Source organism: Microbacterium sp. K2, from assembly GCF_051365005.1.
Classification (GTDB): domain Bacteria; phylum Actinomycetota; class Actinomycetes; order Actinomycetales; family Microbacteriaceae; genus Microbacterium; species Microbacterium foliorum_B.
The window spans coordinates 2,764,280-2,786,884 of the sequence record NZ_JBLWII010000001.1 but is presented as its reverse complement, the minus strand read 5'-3'; the positions used below and the strand labels follow the sequence as shown (position 1 = coordinate 2,786,884).

21 protein-coding genes are annotated in these 22,605 nt (G+C 69.5%); 6 read left to right on the top strand and 15 right to left on the bottom strand.

From position 1 onward, the window contains the following. Nucleotides 1-232 precede the first annotated feature (232 nt). The 8 genes from rocD to ACLKOY_RS13495 form a co-directional block, all read right to left on the bottom strand. Entirely contained in the window at nucleotides 233-1,432 is a 1,200-nt protein-coding gene (rocD, locus tag ACLKOY_RS13530; protein WP_436454070.1) for an ornithine--oxo-acid transaminase, read from the bottom strand. Then, nucleotides 1,429-2,316, bottom strand: coding sequence for a dimethylargininase (ddaH, locus tag ACLKOY_RS13525; protein WP_363575323.1), 888 nt, complete (start codon nucleotides 2,314-2,316; stop codon nucleotides 1,429-1,431). The genes rocD and ddaH overlap by 4 nt, the downstream gene beginning before the upstream one ends. Before the next feature lie 165 nt (nucleotides 2,317-2,481). Further along, entirely contained in the window at nucleotides 2,482-3,528 is a 1,047-nt protein-coding gene (locus ACLKOY_RS13520; RefSeq protein ID WP_436454069.1) for an NAD(P)-dependent alcohol dehydrogenase, read from the bottom strand. A 1-nt stretch (nucleotide 3,529) separates the two neighbouring features. Then, nucleotides 3,530-3,760, bottom strand: a complete 231-nt coding sequence (locus tag ACLKOY_RS13515; RefSeq protein WP_436454068.1) for a helix-turn-helix transcriptional regulator — start codon at nucleotides 3,758-3,760, stop codon at nucleotides 3,530-3,532. Further along, nucleotides 3,760-4,206 carry a hypothetical protein gene (locus tag ACLKOY_RS13510; RefSeq protein ID WP_363575328.1) on the bottom strand — a complete coding sequence of 149 codons (447 nt, stop codon included), beginning with the start codon at nucleotides 4,204-4,206 and terminating at the stop codon, nucleotides 3,760-3,762. The genes ACLKOY_RS13515 and ACLKOY_RS13510 overlap by 1 nt, the downstream gene beginning before the upstream one ends. A gap of 440 nt (nucleotides 4,207-4,646) precedes the next feature. Further along, nucleotides 4,647-8,357, bottom strand: a complete 3,711-nt coding sequence (locus ACLKOY_RS13505; RefSeq protein WP_436454067.1) for a proline dehydrogenase family protein — start codon at nucleotides 8,355-8,357, stop codon at nucleotides 4,647-4,649. 131 nt (nucleotides 8,358-8,488) lie between these two features. Beyond that, the gene (locus tag ACLKOY_RS13500; RefSeq protein WP_436454066.1) at nucleotides 8,489-9,313 is read right to left on the bottom strand and encodes a hypothetical protein; all 825 of its coding nucleotides are present in this window, start codon (nucleotides 9,311-9,313) and stop codon (nucleotides 8,489-8,491) included. 4 nt (nucleotides 9,314-9,317) lie between these two features. After that, the gene (locus ACLKOY_RS13495) at nucleotides 9,318-9,878 is read right to left on the bottom strand and encodes an acyl-CoA thioesterase (RefSeq protein ID WP_436454065.1); all 561 of its coding nucleotides are present in this window, start codon (nucleotides 9,876-9,878) and stop codon (nucleotides 9,318-9,320) included. A 130-nt stretch (nucleotides 9,879-10,008) separates the two neighbouring features. On the opposite strand from ACLKOY_RS13495, the gene ACLKOY_RS13490 reads away from it, so the two are divergent. After that, the gene (locus tag ACLKOY_RS13490) at nucleotides 10,009-10,515 is read left to right on the top strand and encodes an N-acetyltransferase family protein (protein WP_436454064.1); all 507 of its coding nucleotides are present in this window, start codon (nucleotides 10,009-10,011) and stop codon (nucleotides 10,513-10,515) included. A 112-nt stretch (nucleotides 10,516-10,627) separates the two neighbouring features. Here the strand turns inward: ACLKOY_RS13490 and ACLKOY_RS13485 are convergent, their stop codons facing one another. The 3 genes from ACLKOY_RS13485 to ACLKOY_RS13475 are packed head-to-tail and all read right to left on the bottom strand — an operon-like array spanning nucleotide 10,628 to nucleotide 14,167. Further along, nucleotides 10,628-12,415, bottom strand: coding sequence for a cytochrome b/b6 domain-containing protein (locus ACLKOY_RS13485; RefSeq protein WP_436454063.1), 1,788 nt, complete (start codon nucleotides 12,413-12,415; stop codon nucleotides 10,628-10,630). 2 nt (nucleotides 12,416-12,417) lie between these two features. Continuing rightward, entirely contained in the window at nucleotides 12,418-13,389 is a 972-nt protein-coding gene (locus ACLKOY_RS13480) for an electron transfer flavoprotein subunit alpha/FixB family protein (protein WP_436454062.1), read from the bottom strand. Between the two features lies 1 nt (nucleotide 13,390). Continuing rightward, a complete protein-coding gene (locus ACLKOY_RS13475) occupies nucleotides 13,391-14,167 on the bottom strand; it encodes an electron transfer flavoprotein subunit beta/FixA family protein (protein WP_363575342.1) in 777 nt (258 codons plus the stop codon). 131 nt (nucleotides 14,168-14,298) lie between these two features. Here ACLKOY_RS13475 and ACLKOY_RS13470 point away from each other — a divergent pair, with 131 nt between their 5' ends. From ACLKOY_RS13470 to ACLKOY_RS13460, 3 genes are read left to right on the top strand one after another with little or no spacing between them, the layout of a single operon-like run. Beyond that, nucleotides 14,299-14,835: a MarR family winged helix-turn-helix transcriptional regulator gene (locus tag ACLKOY_RS13470; RefSeq protein ID WP_436454061.1), complete on the top strand. Its 537-nt coding sequence runs from the start codon at nucleotides 14,299-14,301 to the stop codon at nucleotides 14,833-14,835. A gap of 1 nt (nucleotide 14,836) precedes the next feature. Further along, nucleotides 14,837-15,319, top strand: a complete 483-nt coding sequence (locus ACLKOY_RS13465) for an SRPBCC family protein (protein WP_436454060.1) — start codon at nucleotides 14,837-14,839, stop codon at nucleotides 15,317-15,319. Beyond that, complete coding sequence (locus tag ACLKOY_RS13460) at nucleotides 15,316-15,759, top strand: YdeI/OmpD-associated family protein (protein ID WP_436454059.1); 444 nt, start codon at nucleotides 15,316-15,318, stop codon at nucleotides 15,757-15,759. Before ACLKOY_RS13465 ends, ACLKOY_RS13460 begins: the two co-directional genes overlap by 4 nt. Nucleotides 15,760-15,886: 127 nt before the next feature. Here the strand turns inward: ACLKOY_RS13460 and ACLKOY_RS13455 are convergent, their stop codons facing one another. The 4 genes from ACLKOY_RS13455 to ACLKOY_RS13440 form a co-directional block, all read right to left on the bottom strand. Then, complete coding sequence (locus ACLKOY_RS13455) at nucleotides 15,887-16,663, bottom strand: enoyl-CoA hydratase-related protein (RefSeq protein ID WP_436454058.1); 777 nt, start codon at nucleotides 16,661-16,663, stop codon at nucleotides 15,887-15,889. A 77-nt stretch (nucleotides 16,664-16,740) separates the two neighbouring features. Further along, entirely contained in the window at nucleotides 16,741-17,649 is a 909-nt protein-coding gene (gene mmsB / locus ACLKOY_RS13450) for a 3-hydroxyisobutyrate dehydrogenase (protein WP_436454057.1), read from the bottom strand. Then, on the bottom strand, nucleotides 17,646-18,851 hold the full coding sequence (locus tag ACLKOY_RS13445) for an acyl-CoA dehydrogenase family protein (RefSeq protein WP_436454056.1): 1,206 nt from the start codon (nucleotides 18,849-18,851) through the stop codon (nucleotides 17,646-17,648). Before ACLKOY_RS13445 ends, mmsB begins: the two co-directional genes overlap by 4 nt. A 65-nt stretch (nucleotides 18,852-18,916) precedes the next feature. After that, on the bottom strand, nucleotides 18,917-20,419 hold the full coding sequence (locus tag ACLKOY_RS13440; RefSeq protein ID WP_436454055.1) for a CoA-acylating methylmalonate-semialdehyde dehydrogenase: 1,503 nt from the start codon (nucleotides 20,417-20,419) through the stop codon (nucleotides 18,917-18,919). 206 nt (nucleotides 20,420-20,625) lie between these two features. Here ACLKOY_RS13440 and ACLKOY_RS13435 point away from each other — a divergent pair, with 206 nt between their 5' ends. Together ACLKOY_RS13435 and ACLKOY_RS13430 are read left to right on the top strand one after the other, a co-directional pair. Beyond that, nucleotides 20,626-21,435: an ATP-binding cassette domain-containing protein gene (locus ACLKOY_RS13435; RefSeq protein WP_436454054.1), complete on the top strand. Its 810-nt coding sequence runs from the start codon at nucleotides 20,626-20,628 to the stop codon at nucleotides 21,433-21,435. 60 nt (nucleotides 21,436-21,495) lie between these two features. After that, nucleotides 21,496-22,575, top strand: a complete 1,080-nt coding sequence (locus ACLKOY_RS13430) for a substrate-binding domain-containing protein (protein ID WP_363575360.1) — start codon at nucleotides 21,496-21,498, stop codon at nucleotides 22,573-22,575. Nucleotides 22,576-22,605 lie beyond the last annotated feature (30 nt).

The window sequence follows — 22,605 nt, the reverse complement described above, 5'->3', positions numbered from 1 at the left end:
GTCGCTGTCAAATCGACCGCTTCTCCGTAGTGGAAGCTCCAGGTCAGACAGAAGTATGTCTGCGATCTGCTCCGAGGAGCTGATCGAGTGGAGGTGGTTCTCCGCTTGAGGGGGGTGAAGCTCTCGGCCTCTCCGCTTCCCTGTGGGGCGAACAAGTAATAAGTTACGTGGGTTCCGGGGTTCCGGCAAATCCGGGTTGTCCGCCGGGCGTGTCGCCCGGCGGACAGGGAATTCAGGCCCCCAGGACGAGCTTCAGCTGTTCGACTGCCCAGTCGAGCTCGGTCGCGCGGATGACGAGCGGCGGCGCGATGCGGATGGTCTGTCCGTGCGTGTCTTTCACCAGCACCCCACGGTCGAGCAGCTTCTCGGCGACCTCGCGCCCGGTGCCTTTGGCGGGGTCGATGTCGACGCCCGCCCACAGGCCGGCGATGCGCACCTCGGTGACACCATGACCCGTCAGCGGTTCGAGCCCGGCGGCGAGGTGGGCACCGAGTGCGCGAGCGCGCTCCTGGAACTCCCCCGACTCGAGCATCTCGACCACACGCAGGCCCACAGCCGCGGCGAGTGGGTTGCCGCCGAAGGTCGACCCGTGCTCACCCGGACGGATGACTCCGAGCACATCGGCGTCGCCCACCACAGCGGACACCGGCAGGATGCCGCCACCCAGCGCCTTGCCCAGCAGGTACAGGTCGGGCACGACACCCTCGCGGTCGCAGGCGAAGGTCTCACCCACGCGTCCGAGTCCGGACTGGATCTCATCGGCGATGAACAGCACGTTCTTCTCGTCGCAGATCTCGCGGATGCGGCGCAGGTACCCCTCCGGCGGGATCACCACTCCGCCTTCGCCCTGGATCGGTTCGATCAGCACGGCGGCGGTGTCTTCGGTGATCGCGGCGGCGATGGCATCCGCATCCCCGTAGGGAACCACGTCGAAGCCCGGCGTATAGGGGCCGAAGTCGGCTCGCGCCTGTTCGTCGTCGCTGAAGCTGACGATCGTCGTGGTGCGTCCGTGGAAGTTCCCGGCGGCGACGATGATCCGCGCCTGCCCGTCGGCGATGCCCTTGACCCGGTATCCCCAGGCGCGGGCGACCTTGATGCCCGTCTCGACCGCTTCGGCACCGGTGTTCATCGGCAGCACCATGTCTTTGCCGGCGAGCTTCGCGAGCGCCGCCGCGAACGGCTCGAGTCGATCGCTCTGGAACGCCCGGCTGACCAGCGTGACCCGACCGAGCTGCTCGGTGAGAGCCGCGACGAGAGCGGGATGCCGGTGGCCGAAGTTCACCGCCGAGTAGGCGGCGAGCAGATCGAGGTACCGCTTGCCCTCGACATCCGTCACCCAGGCTCCGTCACCGCGCGCGATGTTGACCGGCAGCGGGTGATAGTTGTGGGCGACGTGCGGCTCTGCCGACACGCCCGCGTCGACGACGGTCACGCCTCACCGCGCAGTTCGAGAGTGCAGCACTTGATGCCGCCGCCGCCGAGCAGCAGCTCGGACAGGTCGACCATGATCGGGTTGTAGCCGCGCTCGCGCAGCTGCTTCTCGAAGCCGAGGGCGCGCGGCGAGATGACCACGTTGTAGCCGTCGCTCGCCGAGTTGAGACCGAACACGGACCCGTCCTCGTCGGACACGAGGATCGCATCCGGGAATCGCTCCTCGAGGATCGCCCGGCTGGCGTCGTCGAAGGCACCGGGCAGGTACGCGATGTTCGCGCGCTCGGGGCCGCCGTTCTCGACGCCCTGCACCGGGTCGAGCACCGCGATCGCGGTGTCGAGGTGGTAGAAGCGCGGGTCGACGAGGTTGAGAGACACGACCTCACGGCCGAAGACCTCACCGACCTCGCGGTGGCTGTCGCCGGTCGAGCGGAAGCCGGTGCCCGCGAGGATCACGTCGCCCACGAGCAGGAAGTCGCCCTCGCCCTCATTGACCTCTTCGGGGATGACGGTGTCGTAGCCGGCGCCGCGGAACCAGTCGGCGAACGCGGGGGCTTCGCCCTGACGCTCGACGAAACGGAACTTCGGCACATACGCGCGGCCGTCGATCAGGAACCCGCCGTTCGCGGTATAGACCATGTCGGGGTACCCGGCGAGGGGCTCGATCAGCTCGACCTCGTGACCGAGCTCGAGGTAGAGGTCGTGCAGCTTCTGCCACTGCTCGACGGCCCGCGCGGTGTCGGTCGGCTTCGCCGGCTCCATCCACGGATTGATCGAGTAGTTCACCGTGAAGTGCGACGGCTTGCACATCAGATAGCGACGGTGGTGTGCGGTGCGGACCGGGGCTGCGGTCTCGGATGCCGGCGCAGTGGTTTCGACAGACATGGGGCTCCTCGAACGGATGCGGCGGACGCTGTCCAGGGGCCCGGCGGTCCTTCGACCCGCGTCGCTCGGTGAGAGCCGACGCCAGGGGGAAGATGCGACTCGGGCACGCCAGCATCCATTCTGTCACCCGCCCCCTGGACGCCGCCAGAGCGCGACGCCTCGGGGTCAGATTCCGCGCACGACCACCTTGCCCACCGTGTGGCCCGCCTCGAGGTGAGCGAGGGCGGCGGACGCCTCGTCGAAGGAGTACTCCCGCTCGATCACGGGCGTGATGCGCCCCTCCGCGGTGAGCTCGAGCAGCTTGGCCAGGATCTCGGGGCGAGCCGTCGCCGCCAGCGGATGGATGCGGCGGCTCGACCCGATCGACAGGAACGCCGCCTTCAGCATCCGCGGGATCGGTCCGAGCACGTGCCCTCCGTCACCGGCCACGAGCACCACCGAGCCGCCGCGCACGACGAGTCGCTGCAGTTCGCGCAGCCCCATGCCGCCGGCGATGTCGATCACCGCGTCGAAGTGCGCGGCAGGCAGATCGGCCAGCGGCGACGTGCGGTGGTCGAGGGTGCGCACGGCACCGAGGTGCTCGACGAGCCGGGCGTTGCGTTCGCCGCACGTGGCCCAGACCTCGGCGCCGCGCAGCGCTGCGAGCTGCACCGTGAACGTGCCGACTCCCCCGGAGGCACCGATCACGAGAACACGCGGAACGTGTCCGGCGGCGCTGCCTCTGGCCGCGCGAAAGCCGATCCCCGCGCGGTCGAGGGCCTGCCAGGCCGTACCCGCCGAGACCGTCAGGCACGCTGCGGTCTCGGAGGTGACATCGGGTCGGATCGGCACGAGACGGGCAGCAGGCACAGCGACATGCGACGCGAGTCCTCCACCGCCGGTGAGCTCACCGACGACGCGTTCTCCGAGTTCGGCGCCGATCGCGTTCGGGCCCACCTCCACGACGGTTCCGGCGACCTCCATGCCGCGCACCGGATACTTCGGACGCGTCAGCCCGAAGATCGGGCGCACGAGCAGCGGATCACCGAGCATGAGACGGACGTCACCGGCGTGGAGCGCGGTCGCCTCGACTCGCAGCACCACCTCGCCGCGTCGAGGCACGGGAACGGGGATCTGCTCGAGTCGGAAGCCGTCGGCGGAGCCGTAGGTGTCGCGACGCCACGCCGGCATCATCTCGGTCTTCTTCGTCGGGGTCTTGTCGGTCTCGGTCATGTCACACCTCCGTGCTCGTGGGTTGCGGGTACTGGAACAGGTCGTCAAGCCCCACGCCGAAGGCGCGGGCGATCTGGAACGCGAGCTCGAGCGACGGGGAGTACTTCCCCTGCTCGATCGCGATGAGCGTCTGCCTGGTCACGCCGATGCTGCGGGCGAGTTCGGCCTGGGTGAGTCCGGCCGCTTCGCGGTGAGCGCGGATGCGGTTGGAGACGAGCGTGGGCTTGACCATCAGACGAGCCCCCGACGGTAGGCGACGACTCGCGCGACGCTGCCGACCATGGCCGAGACGGCGAACCCCGCGAACATCGTGTTGGCGATCCAGAAGAGGTCGGCGCCCACCGCGCACAGGGTGATCACGCCGAGCCCGGCGATCACGACGAAGGACTGCTCGACCCGGCTGCCCATGCGGCTGATGTCGCGGTCGCGGACGTCGGACTTGCCGACCCCGTCAGGGTCTTTGGCACCGGCGATCATCCCCCAGACGATGCTGAGCACGATCGTGGCCACGATGCCGACACCGATCGTCCACATCATGAGCGGGAACCAGTCGACGTCGGTCACCGGTCCGCCGGCGGCCTGCTGCAGCACGATGACGACATACGCCCCGATCACCACCACGCCGACGATGAGCCCGGCCCAGGCGTTGCGCTCTTCGTAGACCATGATGCCTCCCATGTGAAAGATTCTTGACACGAGAGTACGCCTGCGGCATCCGCTGTGTCAAGAATTCTTTACACGTCGTGCGGTGCGCGCCCCAGCCGGGGTCAAGAACGCATCCGCCCTCGCAGGCGGGGTAAAGAACGCATCGGAATCGCGCGGTTCCGGTGCGAAATCGACCCCGCACAGCGGCGCGATAGTTCACCTGCCCAGCCGGGGTCAGTACAGCGCCTTGCGGCCAGCCGGGGCCAAAAGAGCATCCCCTTCGCCCGATTCCGGTGCGAAATTGACCCCGCATGCTGCGGTGGGTGCGTTCTTGACCGCGCGACAGGATGCCGGAGAGGGGCGACGGATGCCTAGGGGCTCGGGACGCGGATGCCGAGGCAGGGCGGGGCTCGGGACCCGGATCCCGAGGCGGGGCGGGGCTCGGGACGACGGGATGCCGACGCGCGGGCGCCTCAGATGACCGCGGCGCTCCAGTCGTCGGGGTTGCCGTAGCGGTGCGCGGTGATCGCGATCGCCTGCTCGTGCACGAAGGGCAGCAGCTCGATGCGTCCGGCAGAGGTGACCTCGCCGTCGTACACCGCGAGATCGGGGTCGCCTCCGACGGCCGCGGCCAGTGCGTGGTGCAGTGCGGCCACCGAGTCTCGCGGGCCCACCAGCCGCGCCCGGCTCGGCCGCAGCTCGTCGTCGATCGACTCGAGCACTCCGCGGGAGTCGTCGCCGCGGCGCCGCATCCGCTCGATCCACTCGTCGTCGGTCTCCATGTAGACGACCGCGCCGAGTTCGCCGAGCGCGTGGCGCACCGCCGGGGGCAGACCGACGGGGGTCGACAGCACGAATCCGGCTCCGGCGCGCACCGCGGCGATGACGACGCGCAGCAGCTCCTGCCAGCCGGCATCCGCAGTCGCCCTGATCGCGACCGGCACCGGGCGGTAGCGGAACAGGTTGCGCTCGACACCGAGGTGCGACACGTCGCGAACCTGCGCGAACTCGCGGTCCCAGGCGAGCGCATCCGAGAGCGCCGAGCGACGCAGCCACTCGAACGCCTCGAAGCCGAGCGAAGGCTGTGCCGACTCGATGAGGTCGGTGATGCGTGAGTCGAGTCCGCGCAGATGCAGCGTGCTCGACACCGTGCCCGATCCGCTCGAGCGCCACGACCCGAGTCCGATCAGGTAGTTCGGTCCGCCCGCCTTGGCACCGGGTCCGACCGACGAGCGCTTCCACCCGCCGAACGGCTGCCGCTGCACGATCGCTCCGGTGATGCCGCGGTTCACGTAGAGGTTGCCGGCCTGCACCCGATCGAGCCACAGGGCGAGCTCCGCCGGGTCCTGCGTGTGCAGCCCCGCCGTCAGGCCGTACTCGACCGCGTTCTGCAGCTCGATCGCCCGCTCGAGCGTGGGGGCGTGCATGATGCCCAGCACCGGCCCGAAGAACTCCTCGGTGTGGAACCGCGACCCCGGCTGCACCCCGACGCGGATGCCCGGACGCCACAGCCGACCGGTGGGGTCATCGTCCGAGACGGCAGGCTTGATGAGCCACTGCTCGTCGCCCTCGAGTTCGGTGAGCGCCCAGGCGAGCTTGCCCTCTGGACGCTCGATCACGGGCCCGACCTCGGCCAGCGGATCGGCAGGCCAGCCGACGTGCAGCGACCGCGTGGCATCGGCCAGCTGCCGGGCGAATCTCTTCGACCGCCCGACCGGGCCGACGAGAATCGCGAGCGAGGCCGCCGAGCACTTCTGCCCCGCATGCCCGAAGGCGCTGCGCACCAGATCGGCGACCGCGAGATCGAGATCCGCCGACGGGGTGATGATCATCGCGTTCTTGCCGCTCGTCTCGGCGAGCAGCGGCAGGTCGGGCCGCCACGAGCGGAACAGCGCAGCGGTCTCCCACGAGCCGGTGAGGATGACGCGGTCGACCGACTCGTGCGAGATCAGCTCGCGTCCGAGGTCGCCCTCTTCGATGTCGACGAGCGCGAGCACATCGCGCGGCACACCGACCTCCCACAGGGTCTCGGCGATGACGGCGGCGCAGCGACGCGACTGCGGGGCGGGCTTGAACACGACGCCGGAGCCTGCGGCGAGCGCGGCGAGCACTCCCCCGGCCGGGATCGCGAGGGGGAAGTTCCACGGAGGGGTGACGACCGTGACGCGCGCGGGTACGAACGCGGCGCCGGCGACGGCATCCAGCTCTCTGGCCTTGGCCGCGTAGTAGCGGGCGAAGTCGACGGCCTCGCTGACCTCGACGTCGGCCTCGGCGAACACCTTGCCCGTCTCGGAGGCGGCGACCTCGATGAGGTCTCCCCGCCGCCCCTCGAGCGCTGCCGCCGCACGCAGCAGCACCTCGGCGCGTTCGGTGGCGGGTCGCGCGCCCCACAGGGCTGCGGCATCCCTCACTCCGGCGATCGTGCTCTCGAGCGTGTCGACGTCGTCGATGCGGGCCGCGTCGATGGTCGCGACGCCGAGTGTCGAGGCGGCGATGCGCTCATGGATCTCGCGCGCCCAGTCGCGGTTGGCCGGAAGCGACGGATCGCTGTCAGGGGTGTTCGCGAAGCCGGGAGCACCGCCCGTCGCCTCGTCGAGCTCGCGCGGGGCGTAGACCGCCGTCTCGAGGAACGGCCCGCCCATGTCATCCGCACCGCGGGAGATGCCGAGCACCGCCTGGGTGAGTCCTTCTTCGGGCGCGGGCGCCACGGGCACGGGGCGCATCGCCTCGTGCACCGGCGCCAGCCGATCCTGGCTGCGCAGCGCGCCCACCCGCAGCGTCGGCGACGTCGAACGGTCGACGGCGTCGAGGAACCTGTCCCGCTCGCGCACGAAGAGCGACTCGTCGTCGCCCAGCCGGAACGCGGCGGAGAGGAAGTTGTCACTCGACGCGTTCTCTTCGAGCCGGCGGACGAGATAGCTGATGGCGACATCGAACTCGCCCGGGTTCACGACCGGCACGTAGAGCAGCACCTCGCCGACCTCGCGCGACACGGCCTGCACCTGCCCCTGCGCCATGCCGAGCAGCATCTCGAACTCGACCGACGGCTGGGAGTTCGAGGCCGTGGTCGCGGCAGCGGCGTCGACTCCGCCCGCTCGAACCCCGCGCTCCCCCGCGAGCAACCAGGCATAGGCGATGCCGAACAGGTTGTGGCCCGCGATGCCCAGGCGCACCGCGTCGACGTTCTCAGGCCGCAGCGCCCAGTCGAGGCAGCGCAGATAGTTGGCGTCGGTGTCGAGCTTGGTGTCGTAGGTTGCCTGAGCCCATCCGTGCATGCGCGCCTCGACCCGCTCCATCGCGAGGTTGGCTCCCTTGACGAGCCGCACCTTGATGGGGGCTCCGCCATGGTCGACCCGCTCGCGCGCCCAGGCGGTGAGCTGCTGCAGGGCCGGCAGGGCGTCGGGCAGATACGCCTGCAGCACGATGCCCGCTTCGAGGCCCTCGAGACGCGGATCCTCGAGGATGCGGGTGAACACCGCGATCGTGAGATCGAGATCGCGGTACTCCTCCATGTCGAGGTTGATGAAGGTGCGATCAGAGGCGGCCGTCAGGTACAGCGGAAGCAGTCGCTCGACGACCGACTCGACGACCTCGTCGAACGCCCACATCGAGATGTGGCTGATGATCGCCGACACCTTGACCGACACGTAGTCGACATCGGGGCGACGGATCAGCTCGTGGATGCCGTCGAGCCGCCGCTGCGCCTCGTCCTCACCGAGCACCGCCTCGCCGAGCAGGTTGAGATTGAGCCTGGCGCCCGATTCGCGGATCTTCGCGATCGCGGGCCCGAGCTTCGCGGGGCGGGCGTCGACCACCAGGTGGCCGACCATGTCGCGCAGCACCCGACGCGCGATGGGCACCACGGGTGTCGGCAGCATCTGGGCGACGCCGCCGCCGAGCCGCACGGCCGACCGCAGGTACCAGGGCAGGAACTCGGGCACGATCGGAGCGATGCGGTGCAGCTGGGATGCCGCGGCGCTCAGGCTCTCGGGGCGCATGACGCCGTCGACGAATCCGAGGGTGAACGGCAGCCCGTTGGCATCCTGCAGGACACCGGCGAGGCGCTCTGCCGCCGGGTCGACATCGGCGGCCGCGGCCTCGATCACCCAGCGGCGGGCGAGCTCGACCGCACGATCCGCGAGCGAGACGGATTCGGGATCCGTGGTGGGCATCGGGTCGGCCATGAGCTCAGCCTAGGACTGCAGTGCCCGCCTGCCCGTGAGCGACGGTCGCGTCGGGTGGTTCCGGTCGCAGTCCGTGCCGTCGACCGCGCGAACGGGCGGCACGAAGTGTAACCGCGACCGAGAGGGAGCGCTCAGAGCGCGGCGATCATCTCGTCGTAGCCCTCACGGAAGGTCGGATACTCCAGATCGCCGAGGAACTCCTGCAGCAGGCGCCCCTCGAGTACCGTCCCGCCGCCGACCTCGGGATCGAGATGCGGCGGAGGCGCGACTCCGAGCCGGGAGGCGATGTGCGCGACGACGTCTCCGAGCAGCACCGGCTCGCGATCCACGGCATGGATCAGCGGGGGCGCGGAGTCGGCCCGCAGCATGGCCTCGAGCAGCCGCACGAGATCGGTCTCGTGGATGCGGTTGGTACGGCGGGTGTGGTCGACGGCCGCCCCCTCGCGGACCCGCCGGATGAGGAAGTCGCGACCGGGTCCGTAGATGCCTGCCGGGCGCACGATGCGCGCACCGAACAGCTCCATCGCCAGGTGCTCGCCCTCGACCAGATCACCGCCCCGCTCGCTCGACACCCGCGGCGCATCGCGCTCGGTCAGCGGAGTCTCGCCGGGGCGCCCCTCGAACACCCGCGTCGACGACACGAACACGACCCGCTCCGGCATCGTCGGCAGGGCCTTCGCGAGGCCCCGCAGCGCGGGCGGATAGATCGAGTCGCCCTCGGTGCTCGGCGGCAGGGTGATCACGACCGAGTCGAACGCCGGCAGATCGCGGTCGAGCGGATGCCGCAGATCGGCCTCGATCGTCGGGAACGGCATGTCACCCGCGTTGCGCCGCATGGCGGTGACGCGGGAGCCCCCTGCCACGAGTCGCTCGCCGAGGCGGATGCCGAGCTTGCCGCATCCGACCAGCAGCACGTCGCCCGGTGCGCGTGTCTCCAGACCCCACGGATCGGTCACGGCGTCAGTTCCACACGCTCGGCGCGGGCGTGCGCACGGGAGGCAGAGCGGATGCCGCGGCCCAGTCGTGCACCCAGGCGTCGATCTCGGGCACGCCCTCGGGCTTGCCGACGGCCGCGAACAGCTCTTCGTTGCTGACCGTGCCGCCGGTGCGGCGCAGCATCCGCGAGCGCACGATCACCCGTGCATAGATCTCGCCGTCGACGACGGCTCGGTGCTCGAGGAACACGGCCTTGTCGTCGTGTCCGATGAATCGGGACTGCACCTCGAACCGCTGCCACAGCTGCAGGGACTTGCGGAAGGTCACGGTCTCGCTCGACACCACGGCGTACCAGCCGCGCTCGTTCATCGCGTCGAACAGTCCCGTGCGAATCAGCAGGTCCCAGCGGCCGAGGTCGAACAGCGACAGGTATCGACCGTTGTTCATATGGCGCAGGATGTCGATGTCGGTGGGGAGAGTCGTCAGTGTGATGCTGCTGACGGAGGCAGCGTCGAGGGTCTTGCCCCGGCGCACTCGACGTCGGGCGGAGAGAATCACGAGGAGAGTGCGCCAGATCACGTTCACGAGGATCGATCGTAGCCATCGACGAACGATTCGCGAACATCGTTGTGCGATCCCTCCAGGGGTGGATTCTCGCTCTGGGAACGCTCCCGCTCGATTTCCGGTTCGCGGAGGCCGCGCGTAGAGTCGCGCTATGAGCGCCGAAGCCCAGCCTGAAGTCATCGTCCGTCCGGTCCGTGATGTGGATGCGGAAGCCCTGGGTCGCGTGCACGCGCAGTGCTGGCACGAGACCTACGACCACCTGATCAGCAAGGCAGCCCTCGAGAAGGTCTCGCCCCGTCGCATGGCCGAGCTGTGGACGCACTGGGCAGCTCAGGGCCCCGATTTCACGATGCGCGCCGCCCTCGTCGACGGTGAGATCGTCGGCTTCGTCGGCTCGGGTCCTGCCCGCGACAAGGACGCCCCCGCGTTCCGCGAGCTGTACTTCATCTACCTGCTCGACGCGTACCACTCGACCGGCATCGGCCAGAAGCTGTTCGACGCGGCCGTCGAGAAGGACGAACCCCTCTACCTGTGGGTCGCGGAGGACAACCCCCGTGCGCACCGCTTCTATGCGCGCAACGGCTTCGCGCTCGACGGCGCCAGCCACACCGAGCCGTTCCTCGGCGAGACGCTCACCGAGGTGCGCTTCGTGCGCTGATGCTCGCTTCTCGTGAACATCGCGTTCACGATTCAGGATGAACGGCCCCCTGCCACTGGCAGGGGGCCGTTTCGTTGGTTCTGGGAGAGATCTGTGCTGAATCGTGAACGGATCAGCGACCTGAGACGCTGCCGAACAGCTTCGCGATCGGGGCGATGACCAGCGGGCGGGCGGCGACCCAGCCGAGGGCGATCACCCCCAGGGAGGCCACGAACACCCAGAACCCGGTCCAGCCGACGGCATCCGATGAGGCGTACATGTGGTTGAGGTTGCGCAGGAATCCGGTGAGGAACACCAGCGCGACGTGTCCGATGATGAACACCACGAAGTAGATCATGACCGGGAAGTGCAGTGCGCGGGCCCACTCGATCGGGTAGGCCTTCGACAGCCGCTCGGCCTTCTTGGGCCACATGCCCGACATGCGGAAACCGGTCGCCGCTGCCAACGGCGCCGCGATGAAGACGGTCACGAAGTACGCGAGCTGCTGCAGGCTGTTGTAGTTCACCCAGCCGTGCTCGGTCGGCCAGTCGAACGACACGTACTGCAGCGCCGCAGACAGCGCGTTGGGGATGACCTCCCAGCTGGTCGGCACGATGCGCGCCCAGTGTCCGGTGACGAACAGCAGCACGACGAAGATCACGCCGTTCACGAGCCAGAGGATGTCGAGCGCCTGGTGGAACCAGATCGTCAGACTGACCTTGCCCTTGGGGTCGTTGCGCGGGGTCCAGAAGGCGGTGGGCCGCTTCTCGTTGCGGATGCGCAGGCCCGACCGGATGATCAGCACCATCAGGAACACGTTGAAGAAGTGCGCCCAGTTGACCCACGGCGCGAACCCGGGCTCGACGGCGACCGCCGGCTCGTACTCGCCGGGGAACGCCGCGAGGAAGTCCTGCATGAAGGGGAAGCTCAGCAGTGCCCGCACGAAGGCCACGGCCGCCGCGGCCAGGATGCCGAGGGCTGCGGCCCCCAGAAGTCCGGCGATCGCCTGGGTCCAGGTCGGCCGAGGGCGGTCGGATGCCGGAGCGGTCGACGTGACGTGCCGCGGAGCGCTGCCGTTCCAGACCGTGCGAGGAGCCGGCAGCGGAATCGACGGATCGCCGAGAGCGGGCACCGCGCGGGTGGCGACGGCGGTCGCGTCGACGAGCGGTGCAGCATCCCCCCGCTCGTCGAGCGGTGCAGCATCCCCCCGCTCGTCGAGCGACGCCAGCGCGGCATCCCCCCGGTCGTCGAGCGAGGACGGCGAAGCCGACCGAGACGAAACGCGCTCCGCAACCACGGTGTCGGCAGGCGGCCAGGGCTCGCCACCCGGCGTGCGCGGAAGCCCGCGGCGCACGGATGCCGCGGTCTCTGCCGTCGCCCCGCCCAGAGCGGGGGCCGACACACCAGACGTCGGATGCTGCGGGGCAGACGACCCTTCAGGTGGCGTGTCGCCCCCCGAAGTGGAAGGGGCGGCAACGCCCGAGAGCCCGGCACCGGCGGCCGCGGGGGCTGCACCGGCAACCGCTGCGGTCGCAACGGCGGGGTCCGCACCGGTGGTGCCAGGCACGACACCTTCCGGCACGGCACCTCGCGGCATCGCATCCGCCGGCGGCCACGGCTCGCCGCCCGGTACCCGCGGAAGCCCGCGACGGACGGAGGTGGAGCGCGGCGCCGTCGCCCCGTCCAGAACGGGGGCCGGCACACCAGATGTCGAACGCTCCTGGACAGGCGACCCTTCGAGTGGCGTGTCGGCCCCCGAACTGGCAGGCGCGGCTGCAGCGGGCACGGCCGCAGCAGGCGCGGCAGCGGCAGGCACGTCCGCATCGGAGACGCCGTCACCACTGTCGACAGCGAGCCCGGGAGGCCACGGCTCGCCACCGGGCACACGCGGGAGCCCGCGCCTGAGCGTTCGCGTCGCCATGACTACTTCTTCCGCGACTCGAGGCCCGCGATCACCTGCGGGACGATCGTGAACAGGTCGCCGACGATGCCGAAGTCGGCGACGTCGAAGATCGGCGCCTCGCCGTCCTTGTTGATCGCGACGATGTTCTTGGCCGTCTGCATGCCCGCGCGGTGCTGGATCGCACCCGAGATGCCGAGGGCGACGTACAGCTGCGGAGACACCGAGACGCCGGTCTGACCGACCTGGTGCGACTGCGGGATGTATCCGGCATCCACCGCGGCCCGCGAGGCGCCGACCGCTGCGCCGAGCGCATCGGCGAGCTCTTCGACGAGCACGAACTTCTCTTTGGACGCGAGTCCGCGGCCACCCGAGACGACCCGGGTCGCACCGCGCAGCTCGGGGCGGGACGACGTGGCCTCGACCGCTTCGACAGCGCCCACGGTGGCGGCAGGGGAGCCGGATGCCGCAAAGGTCAGGGTCTCGACTATCGGCGATGCGACCGCCTCTGCCCGAGCATCGACAGCACCCTGGCGCACCGTGATCACCGGGGCGCCGAAGGTGGGGGCCGAGTCGGTGAGATAGGCGCCGCCGTACACGGAGTGGTTCGCGACGATGCCCTCGTCATCGCGCGAGACGCCGACGGCATCGACCGACAGCGCCAGCTTCGCGCGCACCGCGAATCGGCCGGCGATGTCGCGCCCCGCGATCGAGTTCGAGATGAGGACGGCATCCGGTCGCACCTGCTCGAAGGCGGCCTGCAGTGCATCGACGACCGGCACCGTGAGGATCGTCTCGTCGGCGTCGGCTGTCAGCACGACGGATGCCCCGGCGGCGGCCACCTGGGCTGCGGCCTCGGCCGAACCGCCGACGACGAGCGCGACCGGTGCGCCGACCGTCGAGGCGGCGCCGATCAGGGCCGCCGTGCTGCTGGCGGGGTTTCCTGCCGGGTCGAGGTCGACCACGACGAGGATCGGGTTCTCGGGGTAGGTCATGTCACACCAGCCTGTTCTGCACGAGGTATTCGACGAGCTTCTCGGCGGCATCGCCCTCATCGACGATCTTCACGCCGGCCGCGCGCGGCGGCTTCTCGGCGACCGAGGTCATGATCGTGCGGGGAGCCGCGGCAGGGTCTGCCGAGACGCCGAGGTCGTCGAGGGTGAGCACCTCGAGCGGCTTCTTCTTCGCGGCCATGATGCCCTTGAAGTTCGGGAAGCGCGCGTCGGGCAGGGCCTCGGTGATCGAGACGACGGCGGGGAGGGATGCCGAGATCGGCTGCGCGCCGGCATCCGCCCCTCGTGTGCCCGTGATGCCCTCAGGCGTGATCTCGACCGAGGTGAGCGCGGTCGCGTGTGCCCAGCCGAGGTGCTCGGCGAGCATGGCGGCCATCACTCCGCCCGAACCGTCGGTCGAGAGGTTGCCGGTGATCACCAGGTCGGGCTCTCCTCGTCGGATCGCCGCGGCCAACGTCTCGGCAGTGAGTCCGAGGTCGGCACCCGCGAGCTGCTCGTCGGCGATGTGCACGGCCGATCCTGCACCGATGGCGAGCGCCCTCCGCACCGACGCCGTGGACCCGCCGGGGGCCATCGCGACAGCGACCACCTCGGTGCCCTCGTTCTTGTCTGCATGGCTGAGTGCCACCTCGAGCGCACGCTCCGTGATCTCATCGAGCACCACGTCGCCGGCTCCTCGCTCGGCGAGGCCCGTCTCGAGATTCAGCTTGCGGTCGCCGTAGGTGTCGGGCACCTCTTTGACCAGGACGAAGATCTTCATCGATTGCTCCTCACGACTGCGTCGATTCTAGCCCCTTGATACTGAGTCCCACCCGACGAGCGACTGAGAACCAGCCGCCGTCCCGGCGGGCACATCCCCGCAGTCCGACCCCGATGCCCTACCGTAGAACCGTGGTCCGACCCCGCCCCCTGCCCGTCGATCCGCTCGCCGAGGCGAAGCGGCAGTGGGTGGCGCACGGATGGACGGATGCCGCCGACGGCATGACCGTGGTCACCTCGGTGATGCGGGCCCAGCAGCTGCTGCTCGCCAGGGTGGATGCCGCGCTCAAGCCGTTCGCGCTGAGCTTCGCCCGCTACGAGATGCTGCGCCTGCTGGCGTTCAGCCGCTCCGGCCGACTGCCGCTGTCGAGCGTGGTCGCCAGACTCCAGGTGCATGCGACGACCGTCACGAGCACGGCCGAACGTCTGGTGCGTGACGGGCTGATCGTGCGCGAGCCGCACCCGCACGACGGCCGCGCTGCTCTGCTCGCCTTGACCGAGCCGGGCCGCGAACTCGTCGAGCGCGCCACCTCCGCCCTCAACGCCGACGTCTTCGCCGACCCCGGCATCAGCAGGGAGGACGCGACCGAACTGGTCGCCATCGTCGCGCGCATGCGCAAGGCGGCCGGAGACTTCAGCGACCCGAAGCCGCAGCCGGACGCGCTCTGACGTGTCCGAGTTCGTGCTCGAACGGGTGATCGACGCCCCGCGCGCGACGGTCTTCGCTGTGGCACTCGACCCCGGGCTGCATCTGCGGTCGATGGCGCGGTACGGCGAGACGATGGTCGAGGCCCCGGCGGGCGGCGTGTTCAGCGAAGGGTCGACCGTCACCTGGCGGGCGCGGCACTTCGGCATCCCGTTCCGGTTGCGTTCCGTCGTGTACGACGTAGATCCGCCGCGCGGGTTCCGCGACCGGCAGATCTCGGGGCCCTTCGGCTCGTTCTGGCACGAGCACGTGTTCGAGGAGCACCCGCGGGGCACGCTGCTGCGCGACACGATCAGATTCCACTCGCCGTTCGGCCCGATCGGTCGCCTGGTCGACCGGCTCGTCCTTCGCGAGTACATGCGACGCCTGATCGAGCAGCGCAACGACCAGCTGGCCGCAGAAGCAGAGGCCGACGCAGAGGGGCGCGGGCGTACACTGCCCGCATGAGCGAACTGCGCCTGCACACGATCCTCGAAGGCCGTGGCCCGGCCGCCGCGATCATCCTCACCGACGAGCAGGTCACCTCGTTCAGGGCAGGCAAGACCTTCCCGGTCGTCGTGACGATCGACGGACGCACCGCACGCCTGCGCCTGGCCCGCATGGGCGGGCAGAACATGATCGGGTTCAGCAAGGCCGTCCGAACCGAGCTCGGGGTCGAGATCGATCAGGAGGTCGATGCCGTCATCCGTCTGGATGCCGCCGAGCGCGAGGTCGAGATCCCCCCGGCCCTGGCCGCGGCGCTCGACGCCGACCCTGCGCTGCGGTCTGCATTCGATGCCCTGTCGTACTCGGTGCGCAAGGAGCATGCCCGCACGGTGGCCGACGCGAAGCAGGACGCGACCCGCGACCGCCGCGTCGAGAAGATCGTCGAGGCGCTGCGCGACTGAACCGCCCGCCGCTCGTTCAGCACTCAGCATCAACCGCTGTCGGGCATGCCGGATCGGCACCGGCGGGCCGATCCGGCGCCATGCATGCTGAGTTGTGAACCACGAAACCGCTCCGCTCTCGCGGAACTCAGCGGTTCTGGAAGTCGGGCGCACGCTTCTCCCGGAAGGCCGACATGCCTTCCTTCTGGTCTTCGGTGTCGAACAGCGCGGCGAACGCCCGCTTCTCGTGCGCGAGCCCGTCGGCGAGCGTCGTCTCCATGGCGGCATCGAGCGCGGCCTTGGCCGCGAACAGCGACGGCAGCGACTTCGACGCGATCGTCTCGGCCAGCCTCGTGGCCTCTGTGAGCAGCTCGGATGCCGGCACGACGCGCGACACGAGGCCGGACCGCTCCGCCTCTTCGGCACCCATGAACCGGCCGGACAGCACCAGCTCAGCCGCCTTGTAATACCCGACCGCGCGGATCAGGCGCTGCGTGCCGCCCATGCCCGGAATGACGCCGAGGTTGATCTCGGGCTGACCGAACTTGGCGGTGTCGGCGGCGAGGATGATGTCGCACATCATCGCGAGCTCGCATCCTCCCCCGAGCGCGAAGCCCGAGACGGCGGCGACCACGGGGGTGCGCACCGCCGCGAAGTCGTGCCAGACGCCGAAGTGGTTTGTCTCGAGCATCTCGGCGGCCGACATGCCCTCCATCTCCTTGATGTCGGCGCCCGCGGCAAAAGCCTTCTCGGATCCGGTGACGACGATCGCACCCACGCCGTCGTCGAGGTCGAACGCCACGGCGGCCGCGGTGACCTCTTCGGCGAGGCGGCTGTTCAACGCGTTGAGTGCCTCGGGGCGGTTGAGGGTGATCCACCCGACTCGTCCGCGCTGCTCGACCAGGATCGTCTCGTACTCGGTCATCGTGAAGCCCTCTCCGTCGTGGTCATCTCAGTATGTCGCTTGCGGCGTTTCGTCTCGCTCGGCTCCGCCGTGCTCGCTCAACGACCGGAGGGTGCGTCGCGGATGTCGGTGATGATGCCCGAGAAGTCGCGGGTCGCGCCCTCGCCCTCGGCGAAGGCGGCATAGAGCTCTTGGGCGAGCCGCCCCATTCTCGCGTCGGTCGCCGTCTGCTCGATCGCCTGCAGCGCGAGGCCGAGGTCCTTCGCCATCAGCGCACCGGCGAATCCGGGCTGGTAATCGCGATTCGCCGGGCTGGTCGGCACCGGCCCGGGCACGGGGCAGTTCGTCGTGATCGACCAGCACTGACCGGATGCCTGCGAGACGACGTCGAACAGCGCCTGATGCTCGAGACCCAGCCGCTCGCCGAGTACGAACGCCTCGGCGACCGCGATCTGCGACACCGCGAGCACCATGTTGTTGCACACCTTCGCGGCCTGCCCGAGTCCAGGGCCGCCGCAGTGCACGATGCGCTTTCCCATGACCTCGAGCACCGGCAGTGCGGCCGCGAAGTCCTCGTCCGAGCCGCCGACCATGAAGGCGAGCGTGCCGTTCTCGGCGCCCACGACACCGCCCGACACGGGGGCGTCGACGTTGCGATGCCCGGCCGCGAGCGCGAGCGCGTGGGCGGCACGGGCTTCGTCGACCGCGATCGTCGACGACTCGATGAACAGGGTGCCCGGGCGAGCGGCGGCCAGCAGCTCGGTGCGGTAGGCGTCGATCACGTGCCGACCGGCCGGGAACATCGTGATCACGACGTCCGCCTCGCGCACGGCATCCGCTCCGCTGGCTGCCACCGGGATGCCGGCGGCCTGCGCCGCCTCGATCGCGGCAGGCACGAGATCGAAGCCGTGCACCTCATGCCCCGCCGCGACCAGGTTCTTCGCCATCGGCAGGCCCATGTGGCCGAGTCCGAGGAACGCGATGCGCACCTTCGTCGACTCGCTCATGATGCGCTCCGCATCCGGTCTCCGCCGCTCCGCTGGAGGGACGCCGACCCAGCCGGTCGCAGCATCTCGCGCCCGACGATCAGACGCATGATCTCGTTGGTGCCCTCGAGGATCTGATGCACCCGCAGATCGCGCACGACCCGCTCGATGCCGTAGTCCTGCAGGTAGCCGTAGCCGCCGTGCAGCTGCAGCGCGCGGTTGGCGACGTCGAATCCGGCATCCGTCGCGAAGCGCTTGGCCATGGCGCAGCGCATGGTCGCATCCGGCGCCTGCTCGTCGACGGCCAGCGCGCCGTCTCTGACCATGAGGCGAGCGGCCTGCAGATCGGTGCGCATGTCGGCGATCGCGAACATGATCGACTGCTTCTCGGCCAGCGGCTCGCTGAACGCGACGCGTTCGTGCACGTACTGCACGGCGCGGTCGAGCGCCCACTGCGCGCCGCCCAGCGAGCAGGCCGCGATGTTGAGGCGGCCGCCGTTGAGCGCGGACATCGCGATCGCGAAGCCACGGCCCTCGTCGCCGAGCATTCCGGATGCCGGGATGCGCACGCCGTCGAGGATCACCTGGCGGGTCGGCTGCGCGTGCCAGCCCATCTTCTTCTCGGGTGCCCCGAAACTCAGGCCCTCGGCGTCTCCGGGAACCAGGAAGGCGCTGATGCCGCGGGCACCGGGCTCTCCGGTGCGTGCCATCACCACGTACACCGCGGCTTCACCGGCGCCCGAGATGAACTGCTTCACACCGGTGAGCAGGTAGTCGTCGCCGTCGCGCACCGCGCTCGTCGCGATGTTCGCGGCATCGGATCCGACGCCGGGCTCGGTGAGACAGTAGCCGCCGAACTCCTGCATCGCGGTGAGTGCGGGCAGCCACCGGCCGCGCTGCGCGTCGTCGCCGTAGGTGTCGATCATCCAGACCACCATGTTGTGGATCGAGATGTACGCGGCGACCGCGGGGTCGCCCTTGGCGAGCTCTTCGAAGATCGCGACCGTGTCGGAGCGGCTCAGGCCAGTGCCGCCGAAGTCCTCGCGCACGTAGATCCCGCCGAGCCCCAGCTCGCCCGCCTTGCCGAGCGACTCGCGGGGGAAGATGTGCTTCTCGTCGCGCTCGGCCGCGAACGGGGCGAGCTCGGTGTCGGCGAACTCGCGGACGGCGTCGAGAATGGCCTCGCGCTCTTCGGCGGTGGTGGTGACGGTGGTCATGGTCATGTCGATTCCTTGTGTGCTGCGTTTCGTCTCGGTCGGCTTCGCCGTCCTCGCTCAACGACCGGAGGTCAGTGCATGGTGGGGATCACGAAGCTCGCGCCGTCGCGGATCCCGGCAGCGGGCCAGCGGCTCGTGACGGTCTTGGTCTTCGTGTAGAAGCGGAAGGCGTCGGCGCCGTGCTGGTTGAGGTCGCCGAATCCGCTGCGCTTCCAGCCGCCGAACGTGTAATAGGCGATCGGCACGGGGATCGGCACGTTCACGCCGACCATGCCGACCTCGACCCGGGCGGCGAAGTCGCGGGCGGCGTCGCCGTCGCGGGTGAAGATCGCGACGCCGTTGCCGTATTCGTGCTCGGATGCCATGCGCAGCGCCTCTTCGTAGTCGGCGGCGCGTGCGATCACCAGCACCGGTCCGAAGATCTCCTCGCGGTAGATCGCCATGTCGGTCGTGACGTGGTCGAACAGCGTCGGTCCGAGATAGAAGCCCTGCTCGTGCCCCGGCACCGAGAAGCCTCGGCCGTCGGCGAGGAGGGTCGCGCCCTCGTCGACGCCCTGCTGGATGTAGCCCTCGACCCGCTCGACCGCTGCTCGTGTGACCAGCGGCCCGTAGTCGACGTCGGCCGAGAGCGAGGGCCCGATGCGCAGCTGCGCCACGCGCTCAGTGAGCTTGGCGGCGAGAGCATCCGCTGTCTCCTGCCCGACCGGCACCGCGACCGAGATCGCCATGCAGCGCTCCCCCGCCGAACCGTAGCCCGAGCCGATCAGCGCATCGACGGCCTGGTCGAGGTCGGCGTCGGGCATGACGATCATGTGGTTCTTGGCACCGCCGAAGCACTGCGCGCGCTTGCCGTGTGCGGCCGCCGTCGAGTAGATGTACTCGGCGATCGGGGTCGAGCCGACGAATCCCACGGCACGGATGCGGTCGTCGGTGAGCAGCGCGTCAACGGCCTCCTTGTCTCCGTGCACGACGTTGAGCACTCCGGCGGGCAGCCCCGCCTCGAGGAACAGCTCGGCGATGCGGACAGGGACCGAGGGGTCGCGCTCGCTGGGCTTGAGCACCACGGCGTTGCCGGCGGCGAGCGCGGGGCCTGCCTTCCACAGCGGGATCATGGCGGGGAAGTTGAAGGGCGTGATCGCGGCGACCACCCCGAGGGGCTGCCGCATCGAGTAGACGTCGATGCCCGCACCCGCGCCGGTCGAGTACTCGCCCTTCAGCAGGTGCGGAGCGCCCGCGGAGAACTCGATGACCTCGAGGCCCCGCTGGATGTCGCCCTTCGCGTCGTCGACGGTCTTGCCGTGCTCGCTCGCAAGCAGCTCGGCGAGCGACTGCATCTCGCGCTGTGCCAGATCGAGGAATCGCAGCAGCACGCGAGCGCGCTTCTGCGGGTTGGTCGCCGCCCACTCGACCTGCGCGGCCTCGGCGTTCGCGATCACGTCGGCGACCTCCGCGGTGGAGGCCAGCGGCACGCGCGCCTGGACGGATCCGGTGCTCGGATCGAACACGTCGGCGAAGCGGCCACCCTCGGGGGTCAAGTGCTTTCCGCCTATGAAGTGGGGAATGGTACGAGTCATTGTGCGATGTCCCTTCGCGCCGTCGTTGGCACTATGACGATGATACTTCGGCATCCTGAGATTTACTAGGGCGTCCTTGTAGTTGCCACCTCGTGGGGAGCGAGAAAAGTCCTTGCCGGTTCGCAGATCGCGATGTAGAGTCTGAAACGTTTTAACACCTGAAACGTTTAAAGTCGCGTTTCGGCCCTTCGACAATGAGGTTGATCATGGCACTCGCTGCTGACCCGGATCTGGTTCTCCACGCTCGCAACATCTCGCGCCGGTACGGCGCGGTCACGGCTCTCGCCGACGCCTCGCTCACCCTGCGCCGCGGCGAGGTCATGGGCCTGGTCGGCGACAACGGGGCCGGCAAGTCGACGCTGCTCAAGGTGCTCTCGGGAGCCGTCATCCCAGACGGCGGCAGCATCGAGGTCGAGGGCGAAGCGGTTGACTTCCGCCGCCCGACCGACGCCCTGGCCGCCGGGATCGAGACCGTGTATCAGGACCTCGCCCTCGTCGACACCATGTCGGCAGTGCAGAACGTGTACCTCGGTCGCGAGGAGCTGTCGAGCAATCCGATCCTCAAGGCGCTGAACATCGTGAACGACCGCGGCATGCGTGCCCGCTCGCGCGAGGTGCTCGCCGAGCTCGGCGTCGGCATCCAGTCGGTCAACGTGTCGGTCAAAGGCATGTCCGGCGGACAGCGCCAGTGCCTCGCGATCGCCCGCGCGCTGCTCTGGGGTCGCAGCATCGTGATCCTCGATGAGCCCACCGCCGCACTCGGCGTGCGCGAGTCGCAGCAGGTGCTCGACCTCATCGGCCGCCTGCGCGAGCACGGAGTCAGCGTGATCCTGGTCAGCCACAACATGCAGCAGCTGCACACCGTCGCCGATCGCGTCACCGTGATGCGCCTGGGCCGGTCGGTCGCCGTGCGTGACATCGCCGACGTCACCGCGCAGGACATCGTCGGCCTGATCACCGGTGCCCTGCCTGCAGACGTCCCCACCCCGGAAGACACCGAGACGCTCGTCAGCTGACGACGACCAGACTTCACCACCCGCACCACCCGAACACACCCATTCCAGAGGAGCACTGCAATGACGCATCACTCATCCCGCACCGCCCTGCGCCTTCTCGGCGCCGGCGTGGCACTCGTCGCCGGCATCGCGATGGTCGGTTGCGCCGACCAGGCATCCGGCGGCTCCGGCGGAGACGACGACACCTTCACCCTCGGATTCGCGGTCGGCGGCCAGGCCGACGCCGACTGGCAGGACTACCAGGGCGACGTCGCCCAGGCGCTCGCCGAGCAGCGCGGCTGGAAGTACGTCGAACTCAGCAACGACGGCGACGAGGCGACCGCTGTGAAGAACGCCGACCTCTTCGTGCAGCAGGGCGTCGACGCCGTGATGATGTTCAACGGACGCCCCGAGGCGAACCCGGTCATCGCGAAGAAGTACGCGGATGCCGAGATCCCGGTCATCACGTTCGACATCGCCCAGGAGGGCTGGTACTTCGTCGGCATCGACAACGCCGCCGCCGGCACCGAGGGCGGCACAGCCCTCGGCGAACTCGCCAAGAGCGAGTGGGACTGCGACGTCGACCTGGTCATATCGGCGCAGGGCACCGCGGCCGGTCAGATCGACACGTGGCGCACCGGCAACGCGGCGACGGCGATCGGCGAGGTCTGCCCCGACATCCCCGAAGACGCGTACGTCGCGTACGAGGCCGACGGCAACCTCACCACCTCGCTGCAGAACGCCCCCGGTGTCTTCGCGGCGCACCCGGACGCCGAGAACATCCTGGTCGTCGGTCTCAACGACCAGGCGGTGGTCGGCGCCCTGCAGGCGGCGACGCAGCTGGGCCGCGACGCCAACATCATGGGCTGGGGCCAGGACGGCGGCCTGATCACGGGCGACAACGTCGACCCGAACCTCGCCGGCAGCGTCATGTACTTCCTCGAGGGGTACGCGGCCTACGCCTTCCAGATCCTCGACGAGATCGCCGCAGGCGATGCACCCGAGGTCAAGGACACGGGCGACGACGCCGCGGTGAGCGTGCAGCCGTGCGCGGTGACCCAGGAGCAGGCCGCCGCGATCCCGGGCATCGAGGAGCGCGTCGCCGAGATCTCCCAGGCCGACGAGGGCACGACCCTCTACGACCTCTACTGCAAGAACTAACCGTTCCTCCCGGATCGGTCTCGAGAAGAA